An 18,250-nucleotide genomic window follows, 5' to 3' on the forward strand; every position below is an offset into this window, starting at 1 on the left:
AGAAAGGAAAAAGGATATGGCAAGAAAAAACGAATATAATTATTTTGAGGCATTTGTGAACTTGTCAAAGTTTTCTTTACAGTCAGCAGAAATTTTGAACAATACCTTACGTAATTTCAGTACCAAGTATTTATCTGATAGAATAAAGGAAATGCACGAGATTGAGCATTCTGCAGATCAAGCAAAGCATGAAATGGTAAACAGACTGTTAAAAGAATTTCTTCCTCCTATTGAAAGAGAAGATATTATCAGCCTTTCTCAAAAGATTGATGATGTAACAGATGCAGTAGAAGATGTTTTACTTCGCATTGATATGTTTAATGTTCAATCCATTCGTCCTGAGATTTTAGAGTTTACTCAACTAATCGTTAATTGTTGCCAGGCGCTTCATTTGGCTCTGAAAGAGTTTGAAAATTTTAAGAAATCAACGACCCTTCATTCACAAATTGTAAAGGTTAACAGTTTGGAAGAAGAAGGGGACAAGCTTTATACTACTACAATTAAAAAACTTTATCAAAATTGTAAAGATCCTATTGAACTCATGATTTGGACAGAGATACTAAATCGCCTTGAAAAATGCTGTGATGCTTGTGAAGCTGTGGCTGATGATATCCATAGTGTTATGATGAAGAATTCTTAGTGATCTTAGCGATGTTTAATTTTTCTTATAAATGATGATCCGTCTCTATTAAGAGGCGGTTTTTGAATGTCTAAATCTACTATTAAATAAAGGAGCAGAACAATGGATACTTTACTATTGAAGGATTGTACTTTGTGTCCAAGAAATTGTCATGTAGATCGCTTTAATGGTCAAAAGGGATATTGCAAAACAACCTATGAATTAGTAGTGGCCAGGGCAGCACTACATATGTGGGAGGAACCCTGTATATCCGGAGAGAAGGGTTCTGGAACTGTATTTTTTTCAGGATGTGCCATGGGGTGTGTTTATTGTCAAAATTATAAGATCGCCCAGGGATTAAGGGGAAAAAAGATTAGCATAGAGCGGCTTGCGGAGATTTTCCTGGAGCTTCAGGAAAAGAATGCCCATAATATCAATCTGGTTACTCCAAGCCACTATGTACCACAGATCATAGAAGCTATTTCAATATCCAGAAAGAAAGGAATGACTCTTCCTGTCGTATACAATTCCAGTGGATATGAGAAGGTTGAGACTCTGAAGCTTTTAGAAGGATATGTGGATGTCTATCTTCCGGATTTAAAGTACTATTCCAGGGAAATTGCAAAAAAATATTCTAATTGTGAAGATTATTTTTCCTACGCTTCCAAAGCAATTATTGAAATGGTAAAGCAAGTAGGAGCACCTGCTTTTGATGAGAATGGAATGATGAAGAAGGGAGTAATCGTAAGACATTTAGCCTTGCCAGGATACTTAGACGATTCTAAGAAAATCATACAATATTTATACGAAACCTTTGGTGATCAGATTTTTATAAGCATTATGAACCAATATACACCTATGGAAACCATAAAGAAATATCCGGAACTCAATCACAAAATCACAGAAAAAGAATATGAAGCGTTAGTAGATTATGCTATTCAATTGGGTGTCGAAAATGGATTTATTCAAGAAGGAGAAACTGCTTCAGAAAGTTTTATTCCGGAATTTAATGAAGAAGGAGTTTAAAAGACATGGCAAAAGAAAAAAGAACATCAGGGAAAAAATTTAATTGTTCCGTAAAAAACAAATGCGGCGGATGTCAGTTACAGCATTTAAGTTACGAAGAACAGCTTATAGAAAAACAGAAGCAAGTAGAGTCTCTCTTAAAAAAATTCTGTAAGGTTGAAACCATTATAGGGATGGAAAACCCTTATCATTATAGGAATAAAGTTCATGCAGTATTTGACATTGATAAAAGAAAAAATATTATTTCAGGAGTTTATGAAGCAGGATCTCACAGAGTGGTTCCTGTAGAAAACTGCCTTCTTGAAGATCAAAGGGCTGATGCCATTATCAACTCCATAAGAGGATTGCTAAGATCCTTTAAAATCAGAACATTCGATGAAGATACTGGTTATGGATTGTTTCGGCATGTACTGATCCGGACTGGTTTTAAAAGCGGAGAAATTATGGTTGTTTTGGTTTTGGCATCTCCCATTTTTCCGTCTAAAAATAATTTTATAAAAGCTCTTAGAAAACTGCATCCTGAAATAACGACCATTGAACTTAACGTTAATAATAGAAAAACGAGTATGGTTTTAGGCGAAAAAGAGCAAGTATTATACGGAAAAGGATTTATCGAAGACGCACTTTGTGGAAAAGTATTTCGAATTTCTCCAAAGTCCTTTTATCAAATCAACCCGGTTCAGACAGAAGTACTTTATAATAAGGCGATAGAACTTGCCGACCTTAGTGGAAAAGAAATTATTCTGGATGCCTATTGCGGCATTGGCACCATTGGTCTTATTGCCAGTGACCATGTAAAAAAAGTGATCGGTGTAGAACTAAATCGTGATGCAGTTCGCGATGCTATTAACAATGCTAAGAGGAATAAAGTTTCAAATGCAGAATTTTACAATAAAGATGCCGGGGAGTTTATGCTGGAATTAGAAGCAAAAAAACAGCCTATAGACGTTGTATTTATGGACCCCCCAAGAGCAGGAAGCGATGAAAGATTTTTAAGTGCATTATGCAGCTTAAAGCCTAAGAAAGTTGTCTATATTTCCTGCAATCCGGTAACATTGGAAAGAGATCTGAGTTACCTGGTAAAACGAGGTTACAAAGCAGAGAAAGCAGTGCCTGTGGATATGTTCCCGGGAACGAATCACGTTGAGTGCGTAGTATTGATGTCAAGGGTGGAGAAATAAAGAACTGAAAAGCTTGTAAATAAAGGGTTTCCGGACATTTAATCTTTCTCCAGGCTTCTTTACCGGATGTGGCAATGTCAGGAACTCCTTACTTTTATTGTTTGTGGGAATATATCAACTACCCTAAAAATTTATAGTTGAGTTACCAGATTAGATAACCGCTTTTTTTACGGGGGGTTGAGGATACAGGATAGATGTATTTTCTAAAGTATTTATAGTAAAGTGGCATTAAATGTTCTATAGGGCGTATTGGAACGATCGTGGCAGAAAGACCATAGTTAAAATCTAGTACAAAGTATTGTATAAAACAACCGTTCGGAGCTTTTTCTATAAATTCATAGTAATTCATAACAAAATTTAAAAAACACAGCTAAATCATAGACAGGCTGTGTTTTTTTTGCTATAATTTTTACAGAATGGGAGCGTGATATTATGTCTGACCAAGCACAAGAGAAATGGTCATCTATTGATGAGATAGCAGAACATCTAGGTGTAAGTAAAGATACCATTCGAAACTGGATTAAAAAAAATGAAATGCCTGCATACAAAATTGGTAAACAGTGGAGGTTTAGAATAAGCGAAGTAGATCAATGGGTAAAGCGTGGAGACGCTAAAATATAGACTTAATTTGGATTGGATGTGAATGATATGGCTTTTAAAGAGGATTGGAGTTTTCTTGATAAGATAACAATGGGCGCAGTGGGGACTGAAAAGGTAATAGAGCAGTTAAACAAACTAGGGCATAATATTATTGAACTTGAAAGATATTGTACAAGTAATAAAATTTGGTCTACAAAAATAAAAAGACTAAGAATCCCAGATTTACTGTGTTTAAATTGTGGCAAAAGAATTGAATCACGGGCCAAGTCAAAGCTTGGAATAATTATGTCTGATGCTGCTACAAATCCGGATAGGCGCTGGTTTGTTGGATTAAGAGATAATGACATGGTGGCTTTTATTCAGTGCTACAAAGACGTATCAGGGAGATGGAATAGCGAAGGTGTAATAAACCTATTTTCTGTTGGTTCGTTAAAAAGTAAGGAAGATCAAACAAAATTAAGTGCTCCTAAATCTGTGAATGAAGGTGCAGAAAGAGATAGGACATGGAAGAGTTATGTTCCAAGTTTTGATTTTACTGTAGAGTCTATTGAGCAAGAAGGTGAAAAACGGCGATTACGCCTAATTAAATCGAATGGGCGAAGACAATCCAAGTTAATATCTAATGATGAATACATATATGTAAAATGTGGGGAAAGTTATCCCGCAAATTCAAAAATAGCATCTGGTATTGTGCCCATGGAAGAAGACTTTTCTTGCACGCCAGAAAAAAGGTATGATTTTATTAAGGACCTTGAATCCTCTGAAAATGAAACAGTGTACACTGCTGTGAAGGCCTTAGGTTTTCTTGAAAGAAATGACCACGCAATTTCCGAACTTAAAAAAATTGTATCTAATCCCCATATAGATAAACGCATTAGGCTTGAGGGCTATTCGTCTTTATTAAGATTAGGTGAAAATGTTTGGGATGAATTTGAAACTTTTGCATTATCGTCTGAAGAAAAAGAAATTAGAATGGAGTTTGTATTAATTCTAGGTGAATTAACAGAGCTTCCGACAACTGAAATTTTGATAAAGATAGCGAGAGAGCCATCATATGATTCTGAATTGAGGGCAGCAGCTATTTGGTCATTAAATGCTTCTTCTATTGAAACCCAGAAGCTGATTATTGACTTTTGTTTTAACCAAGACGAAGTAATAGCGAATCATGCAATAGCTAAACTAGAAAAGAGCTTTAAACGTTCTCTTACTCCATTTATTTTACAAAGATTCGGTGATAACGAAATAATTAATGCAATTTGTGCAAGAATTTTATCTATTTGCGAAAATTCCGATGAACATGCTATTGTACAAGCTTATTTAAGGGCCACAAATACTGATGTGAAAAACTGGATATTGTTTACTATGGGATTATCTGGAAGAGGAAGATATGAGCAAACACTAAAAAAATATGATGAAAATTATAAAGATACAATAACCAAACTTACTTTAATGTGGGATTACCAGCCATTGTTTCTTGACGATACACGAATTGAGGCAATTGATTTTATTAAAATGCAAAAATAGGTACATGCCGCTTCCTAAACATAAGGAAGCGGCATGTTTTTTACTGAAAAAGATTGAATTGTATAGGTGCGGTAACAGTAATAGAATTACCGCTCAAAATGCTTTCATAATATTCTTTGGCTTCAGAAGCATTAGAAGCAAACCTTAAGGATGAGTTTGCTATGTATTCCAAAGACTCTTCAAATGATATCCAACGTCTCCCTAAGGATTCTGCTACATAGCCAGTTGTATTCGAACCAGCGAAAATATCTAATACCACGTCATCCGGATCGGTAAGCATCTTTATAAAGAATTCCGGTAACTTAGCTGGAAACCTTGCAGGATGCGCTTTAATTCCAAGCTCTTTGCATAATTTTAAGTAAGAGCTAGTACTTTCGGTGTTAGGAATCTGTAAAAGGTTTGATGGTATTGCACCTCCATTATTTTTTGCAAAACTAGCCGAAATATCATGGCCAGAAGGCCTTTCCTTTGGAGTATAGAATTTTTCAGCATCTTTAATAAGTTTTTTCATTCTGTCAGAATAAGGTACCAACACCTTGGTAACATCAGCTTTTGGGAAAGCAGTTTTTGAAAACCACCAAACGGTGTTAACTGCATCTTTCACTCGGATTTTTCTTTTATTGACCCATTCTATAGGTGACGGTAGTTTTGCGGGATTATACCAGAAAAATTCCTCCGCGAGGTTGTATCCAAGATCCTCACAGAATTTTATTAGGACTTTATAATTATAAAGTGATCTTACAGGCTTTCCTTTCTGGTATGCACCACCTAAATCTAGAACAAAGCTACCAGTATCCTTTAATTTAGGCAATAATTTTTGCGCAAATTCTGCTAACCATTCAACATATTCATTTTGTTGCTTATTTCCATATTCCTTTTGTCGTTGTAGCGCAAAAGGAGGTGATGTCATAACTAAGTCGATGCTTTCGTCTTCTAATTGGGGTATTAATTCTAAGGAGTCTCCATTGAAAACCATTCCTTTATTTGTCTTTAAAATAGGTAATGTATTCACGACAACAGTCCTTTCTTTATAAGTATTAGCAGTTAGTATATAATGAATTTTTAGAAAAGCCAAGTAAACTATCATTTTTTGCCGCTTTATAACCTCACTTTAAAAATTTTATTAATTTATGTTTTTTCATAATAATTCAATTAGCGTCATTGTTGCTTAACTATTAAGTAAAAGCTGTTGCTACCTATTCATCTGGCTCAATCTCCATAATATCGGAAATATCACACTTTAATGCCTTGCAAATCTTCACAAGCACATCGGTCGTAACATTTTCGTTTTTACCCAGTTTTGCCATTGAAGATGTACTAATACCAGCCGCTTCTCTTAAGTCTTTCTTTTTCATATCTTTATCAATTAAGAGTTTCCATAGTTTTTTATAGCTTACGGCCATAATTGTCACCTCGCTCGATATAAAGATACCATAAAGTAGTCCAAAACACAATAAAAATTTGAGCTCGCGTATTTTTATTGTGTTTTACGCAATTTATGTTATAATTTACATAAGGAAATATTTGGTCTAGAATGATGATATGTAATCAGGGAGGTACGGTATGGCAAGTGTCAGCTCGTTCAGAGATGTTATTGCAAACATGTATTATAATGAAATCTTTGACGAATTGTCCGAGTATATTGAGGACAACCCGGATAAGCTTGAATCCAATTCATACCATGTGCAATCACCGGATGAAGCAGCATTATCCGATTTTGACATCATAACGTTAGACATAACCGACTCGCCAGGTAACAGTATTTTATTTGACGTAATTGTTTCTGCCGAAGTTGAAATTGCAGAAACAGTACGAAGGAATCGCGAGACTGATGGTATAGAACAATGGTTCCGTATCTCCTGCAGAGCTGACCTTGATGACGGAATTCAGAATTTTCAAATCAACTCTGTTTCAATATACAACAAGTACAGAGAAAGCAAATTAGGCCGACTGTCTGAGTATCTAGTGCCAATTATAGAAAAGGAACAGTTTGACGATGTTGCTACCGATTTTCTAAGTGAATTTTGCCCGGAAGCATTAAGTACTCCTATACCTATTCCGGTAGACGAAGTAGTGAAAAGAATGGGGCTTAAGGTTAAGGAAATCCAGTTAACAAAGCATTTCACTATATTCGGTCAAATAGTTTTTGGAGATTGTACGATAGAATATTACGACAGAAATGAAAGAGCATATAAGCCTTTGGAAGTTTCAAGAGGAACAATTCTCGTGGATCCTAATGTGTATTTCATGCGAAACATAGGGTGCATGAACAATACCATTATTCATGAGTGTGTTCACTGGTATAAGCATAGAAAATACCATGAGTTAGTTAAGACATATAACAGCGATGCTTTACTCATAAGCTGCAGAGTAAACGAAACAACTAAATACAAAAAGCAATGGACGCCAGAAGACTGGATGGAATGGCATGCTAACGGAATAGCACCTCGCATCCTTATGCCTAAATCAATGACCATTAAAAAGATTGAGGAGCTAATTAAAAAGAATGAGCTCCTTTTTGGTACTCACGACAGGCTAAATATAATGGAAAATGTCGTGTATGAATTAGCTGACTTCTTCCAGGTGTCAAGGATAGCAGCCAAAATAAGGATGCTTGACCTTGGATATAAGGAAGTTGAAGGTGTATATACCTACGTAGATGACCATTTTATCAGCAATTATTCATTTAAGGCGGACTCATTACATAAGAATCAAACATACAGTATTAGCCTAAGCGATTCCTTTTTTGAATACTATGCAAATCCTGAATTCGCAAAGATTATAGACAGCGGTAATTTTATTTATGTTGACGGTCATTACGTTATTAACGACTCTAAATACATAAAAAGGTTAGAAAATGGAAGCATTGATCTTACAGACTATGCAAAACTGCATGTAGATGAATGCTGTCTTCTGTTTGATTTAAAGCTAAATAAAGCCTCCAAAATGGACATTGTAGTATACCTCGATTCTATAATGTTCCGTAAAGCTACACCGGATTATAACAGAGTGCCGACATTTAATCCGGACAAGCATAATATGGAAGTATTTAATCGTTCAGAAGAGCTAAAGAAATTTCACGAAGAACTCGTCGAAGAAAGTCAGCATTTGAGCCGTACAACCCAGACATTTTCCCAAGCGGTATATGGACATATCAAAAGAAAAGGTTACAATAAGGTTGTTTTTATAGAAAAGACTTTGCTTTCAGGAAAAACATATGACAGAATAAAAAACAACGAACTTAATAATCCAACTTTAGAAACTGTTGTTGCAATCTGCATCGGATTGGAGCTAAGCCCTACATATAGTGAAGAGATATTAAGGCTTGCCGGCTATACTCTCAATAACACTCCACAGCAATTGGCGTATAAAAAGCTTATCCATTCGTATAGAGGGCATTCAATATATGAATGCAATGAAGTTTTGGAAGCCTTGGGACTTTCCCCTCTTTGTGCAAAGGCATATAAAGAAATGATAAGTTAAAAAAATTGTTGGACTTCTGAAGTCCAACTTTTTATATTTTAAACCGGCTATTATAATGAGATTTTAAGCCATTATGCAAAAAAGGCGCAAAAACCTTACTGCATAATGGCTATTTTTTTGCCAAAATCATGGACTTTAGATGTCCGGACAGGCTTTAACAATTCAAGTAGCATTAAGTCAGAGAGTTGGCCAACCCTCAAAATTGAAGGATGGAGGATATAAGATGCAAGACTCTATGAACAATGCAAAAACGCTGTCAATAATTTCAATGCCCATAAAGGGCAGACCATATAAGCATCAGATTCGTGCTTTCAATTTCATCTGTAGTCTATTTGGGCTTTTGAAGGGTGGTGGTGTTCCTGCCATTTCCGGATGGGGTGCAGCGCTCCTGATGGAAATGGGTTGACTAGCACCGGGAAAACTCTTGTCTCAATTGCCATTATAGGAGCATTGCTTGCTGCAGGAAGAATAAAACGTGTGCTGATTGTTGCGCCACTTTCCATTCTGGGAGTGTGGGAGGACGAATTTAAACAGTTCGCAGATTTCCCATATCAGCTTGTAGTCCTTAATGGCACGATTCAAAAGAAAATCCAACAGCTAAGATTTTTAACTGGCGAAGGTGTCCATGTGGTGGTAGTCAACTACGAATCTGCATGGAGAATGGAAAAGGAACTGGCTAATTGGCATCCTGACCTTATCATTGCTGATGAAGGACATAAAATTAAAACTCATAACACTTCAGTTTCAAAGGCAATGCACCGGTTGGGCTTGCTTGCCCAGTATCGGCTCTTGCTAACAGGAACGGTTATAACCAACAAAGCCATAGATGTATTCAGTCAATATAAGTTTCTCGATTCACGCATCTTTGGAAACAGCTTCTATGCCTTCAGAAACCGTTATTTCAACATGGTCGGCTATGGCAACCATACGCCAGTGCTGAAAAAATCAATGGAACAGGATTTAATGAAAAGGATTCACAGCATTGCATTCCGGGCGACCAAGGCGGAGTGCCTGGATTTGCCGGAAACCACCGATATTATTCGCCATATTGAACTTGAGCCTGTCACTTTAAAGAAATATAAAGAGCTTGTAAAACAAAGCTATACTGAGCTGTCAGCAGGAGAAGTAACAGCTACAAACATACTGACACGCTTGCTTCGTCTTTCGCAATTAACCGGCGGATTCATCGGAAGCGATGACGGCGGGAAAATCGAGCAAGTTAGTGATGCCAAACTGAAAGCTCTTGAGGATATCCTTGAAAGCAGCATTCAAGAAGGGCATAAGCTGGTTGTCATAGCGAGGTTTATTCCTGAAATCCATGCCATATGCAGGATGCTGGAGAAGAAGGACATCGGCTATGCGTGTATTTATGGTGCAACTAAGGACCGCCAAGAGCAAATCCACCGGTTTCAATATGATACTGACTGCATGGTGTTTGTAGGCCAGATTGCAACTGCTGGACTTGGTATTACACTAACCGCTGCAAGCACAATGGTATTTTACTCCCTTGATTACTCCATGTCGAATTTTGAGCAGACAAAAGCCCGCATCCATAGAGTTGGACAGAAGAACGGCTGCACATATATCTACCTTATCGCCAAGGGTACCGTAGACTCAAAAATTCTGACAGCTCTGCGCAATAAGGCAGATCTTGCAAAAATGCTAATAGACGACTACCGCAAAGGAACAAACCCCTTTGCTCCAGAAGGAGGTGAAAGCTATGAGCAATAATGCGATGTTTGAACTTGCTGACCACCTTAAGGAGCTGCGCGAGGCAAAGAAGGCTGTTGAAGAGGAACTGAAAAGCATTAATGCGGAGATTGACGATGTTGAATACCGCCTGTCTGAGCTGATGATCAGCAGTGAGACGCAAAACTTCACAAGAGCAGGAACAATGTTCTGCCTTTCAACGACAACAAGAGCCAGTGCTGCCGCAGGCATGAAGGAGGAACTGTTTGACGCACTACGCAGTAAAGGCTTTGGAGAACTCATCTATGAAACAGTCAATGCAAATTCCCTGTCAGCATTTGTTAAAGAACAGATTGCGGAGAATGGGGACGAGCTTCCGGACTGGCTGAAAGGCCTTGTGAATGTCTTCGAAAAGACAACAGTAACTGTGCGGAAAGCAGCAAGGTAAATAGCTTCAGAAAGCAATGCTCCAATATCAATGTTCAAGGAATAACTGTTCGAAGAACAATGCTTCAAAGAACAATGATATAGATTACATTTCAAATTCATATTTACGGAGGTATAAAAGCATGAAAAACAATGAACTCGTAACTATTAACGAAAATACAGGTTTTCTTCAGCTCGCTGATTTCAATCTTGACGAGGCAATGGCATCAGAACTTGACGGTCTTGACATGACTTTTGAACGCATAAAAATCCCGTCCGCAGGCAGCACAGTATTCGAAGTACCCGGGGAAAATCCCGGAGAACCTGATACTGTCAAGGAATTCTCAGCGGTAATTCTTTATCATCATCCACTTTATGCATACTACAAGGACAAGTATACCGGAGGCAGTAACCCACCGGATTGCGGAAGCTTTGATGGTATAACCGGCGAAGGAGACCCCGGAGGAAGCTGTGCCAAATGCCCATATAATCAGTTCGGTTCGGGGGAAAACGGCAGCAAAGCTTGCAAGAACCGCCGCAGGATATATGTACTGCGTGAAGGGGAGATTTTCCCGTTGATACTCTCATTGCCAACAGGATCGTTGAAAGAGTTTTCCCGCTACATCAAAAGGCTGCTTTCTAAAGGTAAAAAATCGAACAGCGTAGTTACCCGCTTTTCATTGAAAAAGGCGACCAATTCAAGCGGTATCACCTATTCACAGGCTCAGTTTGCTGTAGATCGGGATCTGACCGCTGACGAATATGCGTTGATATCCAAGCTTTCCGAGCAGGTCAAAGCATTCAGTACCCGAGTCGGCCATGACACTGAACCTGCCGGTGAAGAGGTAATAAATGTAGACCCTGAATCAGGTGAAATTACTGAGCCGCTTAAGTGATCAAAGGCCCTATCGGAGAGTAACTTCCATCTCCGATAGGGCGGAAAGGAGAACCGCATGGGATACAAATGTGTTTATATGCTGTCTGAAATAAAAGAGTATCTGAAAAACACTGTCCTATTTGCTTTCGATTTTGAAACCTCGCCTTGCGATAAATGGAGGAACGATAAAAGTGCAGCTCTGGATGCTCATAAAGCAGATATTACAGGGATCAGTTTTTCAGTATCAGAAGGGACTGCTATATATGTCCCACTTAAACATCGTAGCGGGCGAAATGCAGAGAACCAGGCGGCAATATGGGATTATCTGAAATTACTATTCGAATCAAAAGATGTAATAAAAGTTGCTCATAATCTGGCTTTTGAGTCTATGTTCCTTTACGCAAGAGGTATCGTCCTTCAAAAGCCTTGCTATGACACGATTGCAGCATCACAGCTTACATTAAAAAGCAAGTGGGAGTTCAGAAGTCTTGCTGATAGCGGACTTAAAACGCTTGCGCCTGCACTCTGCAAAGCAGAAATGACAGAATTCTCAACGGTTACTGAAGGTCGGTTTTTCGATGAATTGAACCCTCAGGATGAGAAGACTGTCCGCTACGCTTGTGCTGACAGCGACTACACTCTTCGCTTGTACCATGTTTTCAATCAGTGGTTTGATAGATTTTTACCCAAACACAGAACTATTGTGGAAGAGGTAGAATCGCCTACATCAGTATATGTCGGGATAATGAAGTATAACGGCATATTGGTGGATAAGTCAGCCATGCTGAAGAAACAAGCGGAAGCCGCAGAAAAGATTGTCAGTATCAGAAAAGAGATTGCCGGAATTATCGGCAATGTAGAGATTGGGGCAAATGCTTCAACTTCAGCATTTAAAAAATATCTTTTTGTGGATCTCGGTCTTCCGGTAATGAAAACGACCGCAAAACATCAGGAAGCTGCCGATGATGAAACCATGATCCTATTAAAAGGATGGTGTGAATCCAACAGGCCTGAACTTGCTCGCTTATTTGAACTGGTGCAGGAATACCGCAAGTGGGGAAAACTCAAATCCACCTATATAGACGGGTATCTTCGATTTATTGATGAGGATACCGGCAGGATTCATCCGGACCTTATACCATTGGGGACAGAGACAGGCAGATTTGCGTCAAGAAACCCGAATATGCAGAATTGTCCGCAGAAAGACAATGACCCAATAGGCGTACGGAAATTTATCATTGCACCGGAAGGAAAGGCTATTTTATCCCTTGACTTTTCACAGATAGAACTGCGCGTCGGAGCGTTTTATTGCAGGGACAAACGTATGCTGGAAACCTATCGTACTGGCGGTGATATCCATGCTCAGACCACTTCTGTTATTTACCGCATTCCTTTTGAGGAGGCAGCAGACAAAAATGCTCCACATTATAAAGAGCGCAGGACCATTGCAAAGAACTGCAATTTCGGTGTGTTCTATGGCCTGTTTCCTACTGGCTTACAGAGAACACTTAAATTTAAAGCTGGGCTGAACCCAACTTTGTCCGAATGTGAGACCATCATTCAAAACTTGAAATCCGGATACCCCGGTCTTGCCAAATGGCAGGATGAGGTTAAAAAGCGAGCTGCTGTAAGCTGCTATACAGAAACATGGCTGGGCAGGCGAAGATACCTGCTGGGAATTCGGTCATCAGATTGGGGCAAGAAGTCCTTTGCCGAGCGGTGCGCATTAAATACACCTATTCAAGGTACAGCGGCAGATATTCTAAAGCTTGCCTGTGGGCGCATCATCAGTGGACTTCCCGAAAGGCTCTGGCTGAAACCTATACTGCAGATACATGACGAGCTGGTTTTTGAATTACCGGAAGACAAGGCGGACGAAGCAGTTGTTTTTATAAAAGAGTGTATGGAAACACAACCCTTCCCTGAATTTGATGTACCTATTGTTGCAGAGGCCTCGCTAGGGAGAAATTTTGGAGAAATGAAAGAAATGGAGGATTGATGTTATGAATAACTTACAGGTTTTTAAGAATACAGAATTTGGAGAACTTAAAGTACTCGTTATTGATGGAAAGGAATACTTCCCTGCGACAGATTGTGCGAGGATGCTGGGATATAGTAACCCACATAAGGCAGTAATAGATCATTGCAAGTACCTAACAAAACGTGAGGTACCTCACCCGCAAAGTCCTGAAAGAACTATCAACATTAATTATATTCCCGAAGGTGATTTGTTCCGGTTGATAGTTAAATCAAAGCTTCCTGCTGCTGAACGCTTTGAAAGATGGGTCTTTGATGAAGTGCTGCCCACGATCAGAAAATATGGAGTTTATGCTACAGATAAAGTTATCGAAGAGATGATTTCTAATCCGGAGTATGGCATCAGGATTTTCTCTGAACTAAAGGCAGAACGCGACAGGCGGAAAGCTTTAGAAATAGAAAATGCAAAGAATAAACAGATTATCAGTGAGTTGAAGCCCAAAGCGAGCTATTATGATCTCATATTGCAAAATAAAAGCCTTGTGCCGATCAGCAAGATTGCCAAGGATTACGGAATGTCTGGCCGCGCTTTCAATAAGCTGCTTCATGAGCTTGGAGTACAGTACAAAATGGGAAACTGCTGGCTTTTATATCAGGAGTACGCCAATCAAGGATACACGCAGTCCAAGACTCATGCTATTGATGCAGAAAGAAGCGTAATGCACACATATTGGACACAAAAAGGAAGGCTATTTATCTATGACCTTCTTAAAAACAAGAAAGGTATATTGCCTGTAATCGAACGTGAACAAAAAAGCGCATAGGCAGGGGGTAATACCATGAGTATCAGCAAGTTTAACGCGGAAGGATATTACGACCCCACACCTTATGAAGCATTGCTTAGGATTGAGCGAGAGGCCAGGAAAGCGCCTTACAGACCGATGGTATTTATCTGCAGCCCATATGCTGGTGATATAGAACGTAATATCCGTAAGGCTCAGGGGTACTGCCGATTTGCAGTGAGCAGGAATTGCATACCTATTGCTCCGCACCTCTTGTTTCCGCAGTTTATGGACGACGATGATGAACAGATGCGAAATCTGGGATTGTTCTTTGGCATGGTATTGATGTCAAAGTGCTCAGAAGTGTGGGTATTTGGCAGAAAAATTACTAAAGGGATGTCCATTGAGATTGAAAAGGCAAAGCAGCGCAGCATTCCGATTCGGTATTTTAATGAACGATGCGAGGAGGTGCAGTGTAAATGAGCATCTCATTCCCTAAAGAATTGGCAAACCGGAAGCAATGGATCTGCTGGCGTCTGGAACCAAACACAAAGGACGGAAGAGATAGTAAAATCCCTTACAATCCCTTAACCGGTAGAAAAGCCTCAAGCACTAACCCAAACGACTGGTCGACCCTTGACGATGCGATTGCGGCAAAAGAACAATACCTCTATACCGGATTAGGTTTTGTATTCGCAAAAAGCGGAGGTTTAGTGGGGATAGACATAGATCACTGCCGCGACAAAAACACTGGGGAATTAAGCGATACCGCCAAGGATATCCTTGAGCGGTTTCCGTCCTATACGGAAATCAGCCCTTCAGGAACTGGGCTTCATATTTTCTATAAAGGGGAGATGCCTGCTAAGGGCAATAAAAACACTAAAACCGGCGTTGAAATGTATGCCCACAGCAGATACTTCACAATGACTGGCGACCGACTGCCAGGGACTCCTGATTACATTGCTGAAGATAATGGAGCACTGGCCTGGATACATGAGAATTATATCAAAAGTAAAAAACGGAGAGGAAAAAGCAAGAAAGACAGTAAGGCGGTTAAGCTAGAGCCGCTTACAGATGAAGAAATTCTGGAGAAAGCCCGTACAGCCGAAAACCATAAGGAATTTGATCTGCTATGGGAAGGAAAATGGCAGGAAGCAGGGTATCCGAGCCAGTCCGAAGCCGATCTTGCTCTTTGCTGTATGCTGGCTTTCTGGTCAGGCAAAAACAAAGAGCAGATGGACAGGCTGTTTAGAAATTCCGGGTTATTCCGGGAAAAGTGGGATACTGTACATCATGCAAGTGGAGCAACATATGGGCAGGAGACACTGGATAAGGCCATTGAAGTCACAGAGAACGTATACAGCCGCGAAAGCGAGTCAGTTATCTTTGAACATGAGGGCAGGTATTACCGCACCAGAGGCGAAAGTGTGTATCCTATAACAAATTTTATCATTCAGCCGGTGGAGATGATTGTATCAGAAGATGAAACGCAGATGACTGCTGATCTTATTACAATACGTGATGAAATATACCGTCAGACATTTATGACTACCGACTTCAATAACATCCAAAAATTTAAAAATATCTTGAACCGCCGGACAATATCCTTAGGCTATTTTGGCTCAGAAGGAGATTTGGAACTGCTGAAAGGTTATATATCTGAAATGGAGTGGGTAAGGAAAACAGGGGTCAAGGCTCTTGGGATTTATGAGCATGGCGGGCGGATGGTTTATGTTTCAACGGACGGTGCCATTGAAGCCGGAGGTAACATTGTTGAAGATATCGTGCAGCTTGATAAGTATAAAAGCATAACAACCGATATCCTAACCTTTGAGCCATTGACAAAGAAACAGCTTATTATGCTTGGTGAATGGCTCCTCAGCTATAACGAACCAATAAAAACGGTGTCAGTGATGGCATGGGTAGCCGGATGCTTTATTAAACCGCATCTTAAAAAATCAGGCATCAAGTTTCCTCATTTATTGCTTGTCGGAGAACAGGGCAGCGGAAAGAGTAATACATTGGAGAGGGTTATTCTGCCGATATTTTCATGTAGTAAAATTCGCGCGGCTACACAGGTTACTGCATTTACATTGATGAAGGAATCTGCATCATCGAATCTGATACCGCAGTTGATGGATGAGTTCAAGCCTTCAAAGATAGATAAGTTAAGGCTAAATGCCTTATACAACCATCTTCGAGATGCATATGACGGCCATGAAGGTGTCCGCGGTAGGGCTGATCAAAGTGCTGTTACTTATGAGTTATTGGCACCTATCATTGTAGCTGGTGAAGAATCGCCGGAAGAAGCGGCTATCAGAGAACGGAGCATAGAATTGCTTTTCAGCAAGAAAGACTTAAAACCAGTCAGCCATAGGCAAGCATTTTATAAGTTGTGTGCAAAAGCAGATCTACTTGGCAGCTTCGGCAGGAGCCTGCTGGATATAGCACTCAGAGTATCGCCCGTTGAAACGGAGAAATGGTATGAGGAAGCAAAGTCAGAGATATCTGATGAGTTTCCATCTCGTATCGTCAATAATCTCGCCTGTTGCTATGCCGGATTGAGCCTAGTAAACAAACTGTGTGAATTCCTTAATGTAACGTGGGCTGAAGTGTTTCCTATTAGCAAAGGGGCATGTATTCGATATCTTCAGAACGGTGTGCAGGAGTACTTGCTGGATGGCGGTAGCAATAACAAGACCATTGTAGAACAGACGCTGGAAATCATGGCCCGGATGAAACTGGCTCCGAATCAAGACTACACTTTTGATAAAGATGGCAAGGTTATCGGGATTCGTTTCTGCGATGTATATGACCGCTATACCAAGTACAGGCGCGATTATGCAATCACAGGGGAATGCCTTCCGTATAACCAATTTCTGAAGCAGTTGAGGCAAAGTGACTTTTTTCTGGAGAGCAATAAAACGATGCGTTTCGGGAATGAAACTAAGAAAGCGTGGACTCTTGATTTTTCGATATTAAAAGAGCGATGCGATGTGAGCGGCTTTGAGATCACAGATATTGAGCCTATTTAACCTCGAAAAAGGTAACAAGGTAACAAAAAGGTAACGCCAGAAACGCTGATGAATAGCCACTTGTTACCGATGTTACCTTTGTTACCTAAACTTTATATATACGCGCGAAAGTACCATTGCTTTTTAAGACTAAAAAAATATAAAAATAAAAATATTTGTGTATACACCTACCCCAAAAAGAGGTAACAAGGTAACAAAATCCTGAAAAGCGCTTGGGAAGCTGATTTATGAGATGCCTTTTTTGGACGTTACGAGGTTATAAGAGGGAAAAAGGTAACATTTTTGGAGGATGAGCGGTTATGTCTGAAAGAAGTATTGTGACTAAAGTACTGCGGTACTTAAAGACAGTACCGGGGTGTTTCTGTTGGAAGGAACATGGTGGTATGTACGGGACAGCGGGGATACCAGACATTATTGCCTGTGTAAATGGGCGGTTTATAGCTTTTGAAATAAAAACCCCATCGGGAAAGACAACAAAACTACAGGAAGCAACTATAAGGAAAATCCTCAATGCCGGAGGAGTGGCAGCGGTTGTCCATTCGGTAGATGAGGTGAAGGCTATTATGGAAAAGCATGGCCTTCTATAAAGAACGAAGACATAACGAACAAGGGAACAAGCACTGCAAAGCAACGAAAAAAAGCATACTGCTTCAAAGATCAAGGTTTTTTATCTTGATTTTTTGGAGGTGCGATATGCTGATTGCATGGCAGTATTTAGATAAAAAAGCAGCTGCTGTTGAAGCTTTGAAAGATTACAGCAGCATGCAGTACATTATTGAACACAGTGATGAGGATATATATGAAGTGGAAACCCGTATGACAAGCCCTCATAGTGCAAAGATTACCGGAGTTCCGGGCAAACACAATCCCAAAAGCGGTGAAGAACGCCTTGCTGCTTGCCTTGACGAGATTGATGTGTTGAAAGAACGTTACAGACGGGCATTAGAATATATGGAGTGGTTCAAGCCTGCTTGGGAAGCCCTGTCGGAGGAAGAACAGTTTATACTGACAGAATTTTTTGTTAATGATGT

At 39.7% G+C, this 18,250-nt stretch carries 18 protein-coding genes; 16 read left to right on the forward strand and 2 right to left on the reverse strand.

Features of this window, described 5'->3' with window-relative positions:
- Positions 1-16: 16 nt before the first annotated feature.
- The 5 genes from JOD07_RS09775 (at position 17) to JOD07_RS09795 (ending at position 4,950) form a co-directional block, all read left to right on the forward strand.
- Positions 17-640 (forward strand): DUF47 domain-containing protein, encoded by a 624-nt coding sequence (locus tag JOD07_RS09775; protein WP_158741851.1) that lies wholly within the window; start codon positions 17-19, stop codon positions 638-640.
- 102 nt (positions 641-742) lie between these two features.
- Positions 743-1,645, forward strand: a complete 903-nt coding sequence (locus tag JOD07_RS09780; protein ID WP_204613753.1) for a radical SAM protein — start codon at positions 743-745, stop codon at positions 1,643-1,645.
- A 5-nt stretch (positions 1,646-1,650) separates the two neighbouring features.
- Positions 1,651-2,826: a 23S rRNA (uracil(1939)-C(5))-methyltransferase RlmD gene (gene rlmD, locus JOD07_RS09785; RefSeq protein WP_204613755.1), complete on the forward strand. Its 1,176-nt coding sequence runs from the start codon at positions 1,651-1,653 to the stop codon at positions 2,824-2,826.
- A gap of 432 nt (positions 2,827-3,258) precedes the next feature.
- Positions 3,259-3,447 carry a helix-turn-helix domain-containing protein gene (locus tag JOD07_RS09790; RefSeq protein ID WP_204613757.1) on the forward strand — a complete coding sequence of 63 codons (189 nt, stop codon included), beginning with the start codon at positions 3,259-3,261 and terminating at the stop codon, positions 3,445-3,447.
- 27 nt (positions 3,448-3,474) lie between these two features.
- On the forward strand, positions 3,475-4,950 hold the full coding sequence (locus JOD07_RS09795) for a HEAT repeat domain-containing protein (protein ID WP_204613759.1): 1,476 nt from the start codon (positions 3,475-3,477) through the stop codon (positions 4,948-4,950).
- 40 nt (positions 4,951-4,990) lie between these two features.
- Here JOD07_RS09795 and JOD07_RS09800 read toward each other — a convergent pair whose 3' ends face one another.
- The gene (locus tag JOD07_RS09800; RefSeq protein ID WP_330636237.1) at positions 4,991-5,962 is read right to left on the reverse strand and encodes a DNA-methyltransferase; all 972 of its coding nucleotides are present in this window, start codon (positions 5,960-5,962) and stop codon (positions 4,991-4,993) included.
- Between the two features lie 184 nt (positions 5,963-6,146).
- The gene (locus tag JOD07_RS09805; protein ID WP_004400044.1) at positions 6,147-6,353 is read right to left on the reverse strand and encodes a helix-turn-helix domain-containing protein; all 207 of its coding nucleotides are present in this window, start codon (positions 6,351-6,353) and stop codon (positions 6,147-6,149) included.
- Positions 6,354-6,513: 160 nt separating this feature from the next.
- On the opposite strand from JOD07_RS09805, the gene JOD07_RS09810 reads away from it, so the two are divergent.
- The 11 genes from JOD07_RS09810 to JOD07_RS09860 form a co-directional block, all read left to right on the forward strand.
- Positions 6,514-8,433, forward strand: coding sequence for an ImmA/IrrE family metallo-endopeptidase (locus JOD07_RS09810; RefSeq protein WP_204613761.1), 1,920 nt, complete (start codon positions 6,514-6,516; stop codon positions 8,431-8,433).
- Between the two features lie 223 nt (positions 8,434-8,656).
- Positions 8,657-8,839, forward strand: coding sequence for a hypothetical protein (locus JOD07_RS09815; protein ID WP_204613763.1), 183 nt, complete (start codon positions 8,657-8,659; stop codon positions 8,837-8,839).
- Positions 8,806-10,164, forward strand: a complete 1,359-nt coding sequence (locus tag JOD07_RS09820; RefSeq protein ID WP_204613765.1) for a DEAD/DEAH box helicase — start codon at positions 8,806-8,808, stop codon at positions 10,162-10,164. The genes JOD07_RS09815 and JOD07_RS09820 overlap by 34 nt, the downstream gene beginning before the upstream one ends.
- Entirely contained in the window at positions 10,154-10,570 is a 417-nt protein-coding gene (locus JOD07_RS09825; protein ID WP_204613767.1) for a gp33 family protein, read from the forward strand. The genes JOD07_RS09820 and JOD07_RS09825 overlap by 11 nt, the downstream gene beginning before the upstream one ends.
- Positions 10,571-10,691: 121 nt before the next feature.
- The gene (locus JOD07_RS09830; protein WP_011838170.1) at positions 10,692-11,444 is read left to right on the forward strand and encodes a hypothetical protein; all 753 of its coding nucleotides are present in this window, start codon (positions 10,692-10,694) and stop codon (positions 11,442-11,444) included.
- A 57-nt stretch (positions 11,445-11,501) separates the two neighbouring features.
- Complete coding sequence (locus JOD07_RS09835; protein WP_204613774.1) at positions 11,502-13,424, forward strand: bifunctional 3'-5' exonuclease/DNA polymerase; 1,923 nt, start codon at positions 11,502-11,504, stop codon at positions 13,422-13,424.
- A gap of 4 nt (positions 13,425-13,428) precedes the next feature.
- Positions 13,429-14,226 (forward strand): phage antirepressor, encoded by a 798-nt coding sequence (locus tag JOD07_RS09840; RefSeq protein WP_204613779.1) that lies wholly within the window; start codon positions 13,429-13,431, stop codon positions 14,224-14,226.
- A 15-nt stretch (positions 14,227-14,241) separates the two neighbouring features.
- Positions 14,242-14,667, forward strand: coding sequence for a DUF7768 domain-containing protein (locus JOD07_RS09845; RefSeq protein WP_004400050.1), 426 nt, complete (start codon positions 14,242-14,244; stop codon positions 14,665-14,667).
- Positions 14,664-17,219 (forward strand): phage NrS-1 polymerase family protein, encoded by a 2,556-nt coding sequence (locus JOD07_RS09850; protein ID WP_204613780.1) that lies wholly within the window; start codon positions 14,664-14,666, stop codon positions 17,217-17,219. Before JOD07_RS09845 ends, JOD07_RS09850 begins: the two co-directional genes overlap by 4 nt.
- A 299-nt stretch (positions 17,220-17,518) precedes the next feature.
- A complete protein-coding gene (locus JOD07_RS09855; protein WP_204613781.1) occupies positions 17,519-17,806 on the forward strand; it encodes a VRR-NUC domain-containing protein in 288 nt (95 codons plus the stop codon).
- A 106-nt stretch (positions 17,807-17,912) separates the two neighbouring features.
- Positions 17,913-18,250, forward strand: a 338-nt coding sequence (locus tag JOD07_RS09860; RefSeq protein WP_204613784.1) for a hypothetical protein, incomplete at its 3' end; no start/stop codon positions are given.

The organism is Defluviitalea raffinosedens, from assembly GCF_016908775.1.
GTDB lineage: Bacteria > Bacillota > Clostridia > Lachnospirales > Defluviitaleaceae > Defluviitalea > Defluviitalea raffinosedens.

Bases quoted from the DNA above. Each gene is read 5' to 3' on its own strand.
- JOD07_RS09810 (WP_204613761.1), top strand. From the start codon at position 6,514: ATGGCAAGTGTCAGCTCGTTCAGAGATGTTATTGCAAACATGTATTAT.
- JOD07_RS09820 (WP_204613765.1), top strand. From the start codon at position 8,806: ATGGGGTGCAGCGCTCCTGATGGAAATGGGTTGACTAGCACCGGGAAA.
- JOD07_RS09825 (WP_204613767.1), top strand. From the start codon at position 10,154: ATGAGCAATAATGCGATGTTTGAACTTGCTGACCACCTTAAGGAGCTG.
- JOD07_RS09805 (WP_004400044.1), bottom strand. From the start codon at position 6,353: ATGGCCGTAAGCTATAAAAAACTATGGAAACTCTTAATTGATAAAGAT.
- JOD07_RS09835 (WP_204613774.1), top strand. From the start codon at position 11,502: ATGGGATACAAATGTGTTTATATGCTGTCTGAAATAAAAGAGTATCTG.
- JOD07_RS09850 (WP_204613780.1), top strand. From the start codon at position 14,664: ATGAGCATCTCATTCCCTAAAGAATTGGCAAACCGGAAGCAATGGATC.
- JOD07_RS09780 (WP_204613753.1), top strand. From the start codon at position 743: ATGGATACTTTACTATTGAAGGATTGTACTTTGTGTCCAAGAAATTGT.
- JOD07_RS09775 (WP_158741851.1), top strand. From the start codon at position 17: ATGGCAAGAAAAAACGAATATAATTATTTTGAGGCATTTGTGAACTTG.
- JOD07_RS09855 (WP_204613781.1), top strand. From the start codon at position 17,519: ATGTCTGAAAGAAGTATTGTGACTAAAGTACTGCGGTACTTAAAGACA.
- JOD07_RS09830 (WP_011838170.1), top strand. From the start codon at position 10,692: ATGAAAAACAATGAACTCGTAACTATTAACGAAAATACAGGTTTTCTT.
- JOD07_RS09790 (WP_204613757.1), top strand. From the start codon at position 3,259: ATGTCTGACCAAGCACAAGAGAAATGGTCATCTATTGATGAGATAGCA.
- JOD07_RS09795 (WP_204613759.1), top strand. From the start codon at position 3,475: ATGGCTTTTAAAGAGGATTGGAGTTTTCTTGATAAGATAACAATGGGC.
- JOD07_RS09840 (WP_204613779.1), top strand. From the start codon at position 13,429: ATGAATAACTTACAGGTTTTTAAGAATACAGAATTTGGAGAACTTAAA.
- JOD07_RS09815 (WP_204613763.1), top strand. From the start codon at position 8,657: ATGCAAGACTCTATGAACAATGCAAAAACGCTGTCAATAATTTCAATG.
- JOD07_RS09845 (WP_004400050.1), top strand. From the start codon at position 14,242: ATGAGTATCAGCAAGTTTAACGCGGAAGGATATTACGACCCCACACCT.
- rlmD (WP_204613755.1), top strand. From the start codon at position 1,651: ATGGCAAAAGAAAAAAGAACATCAGGGAAAAAATTTAATTGTTCCGTA.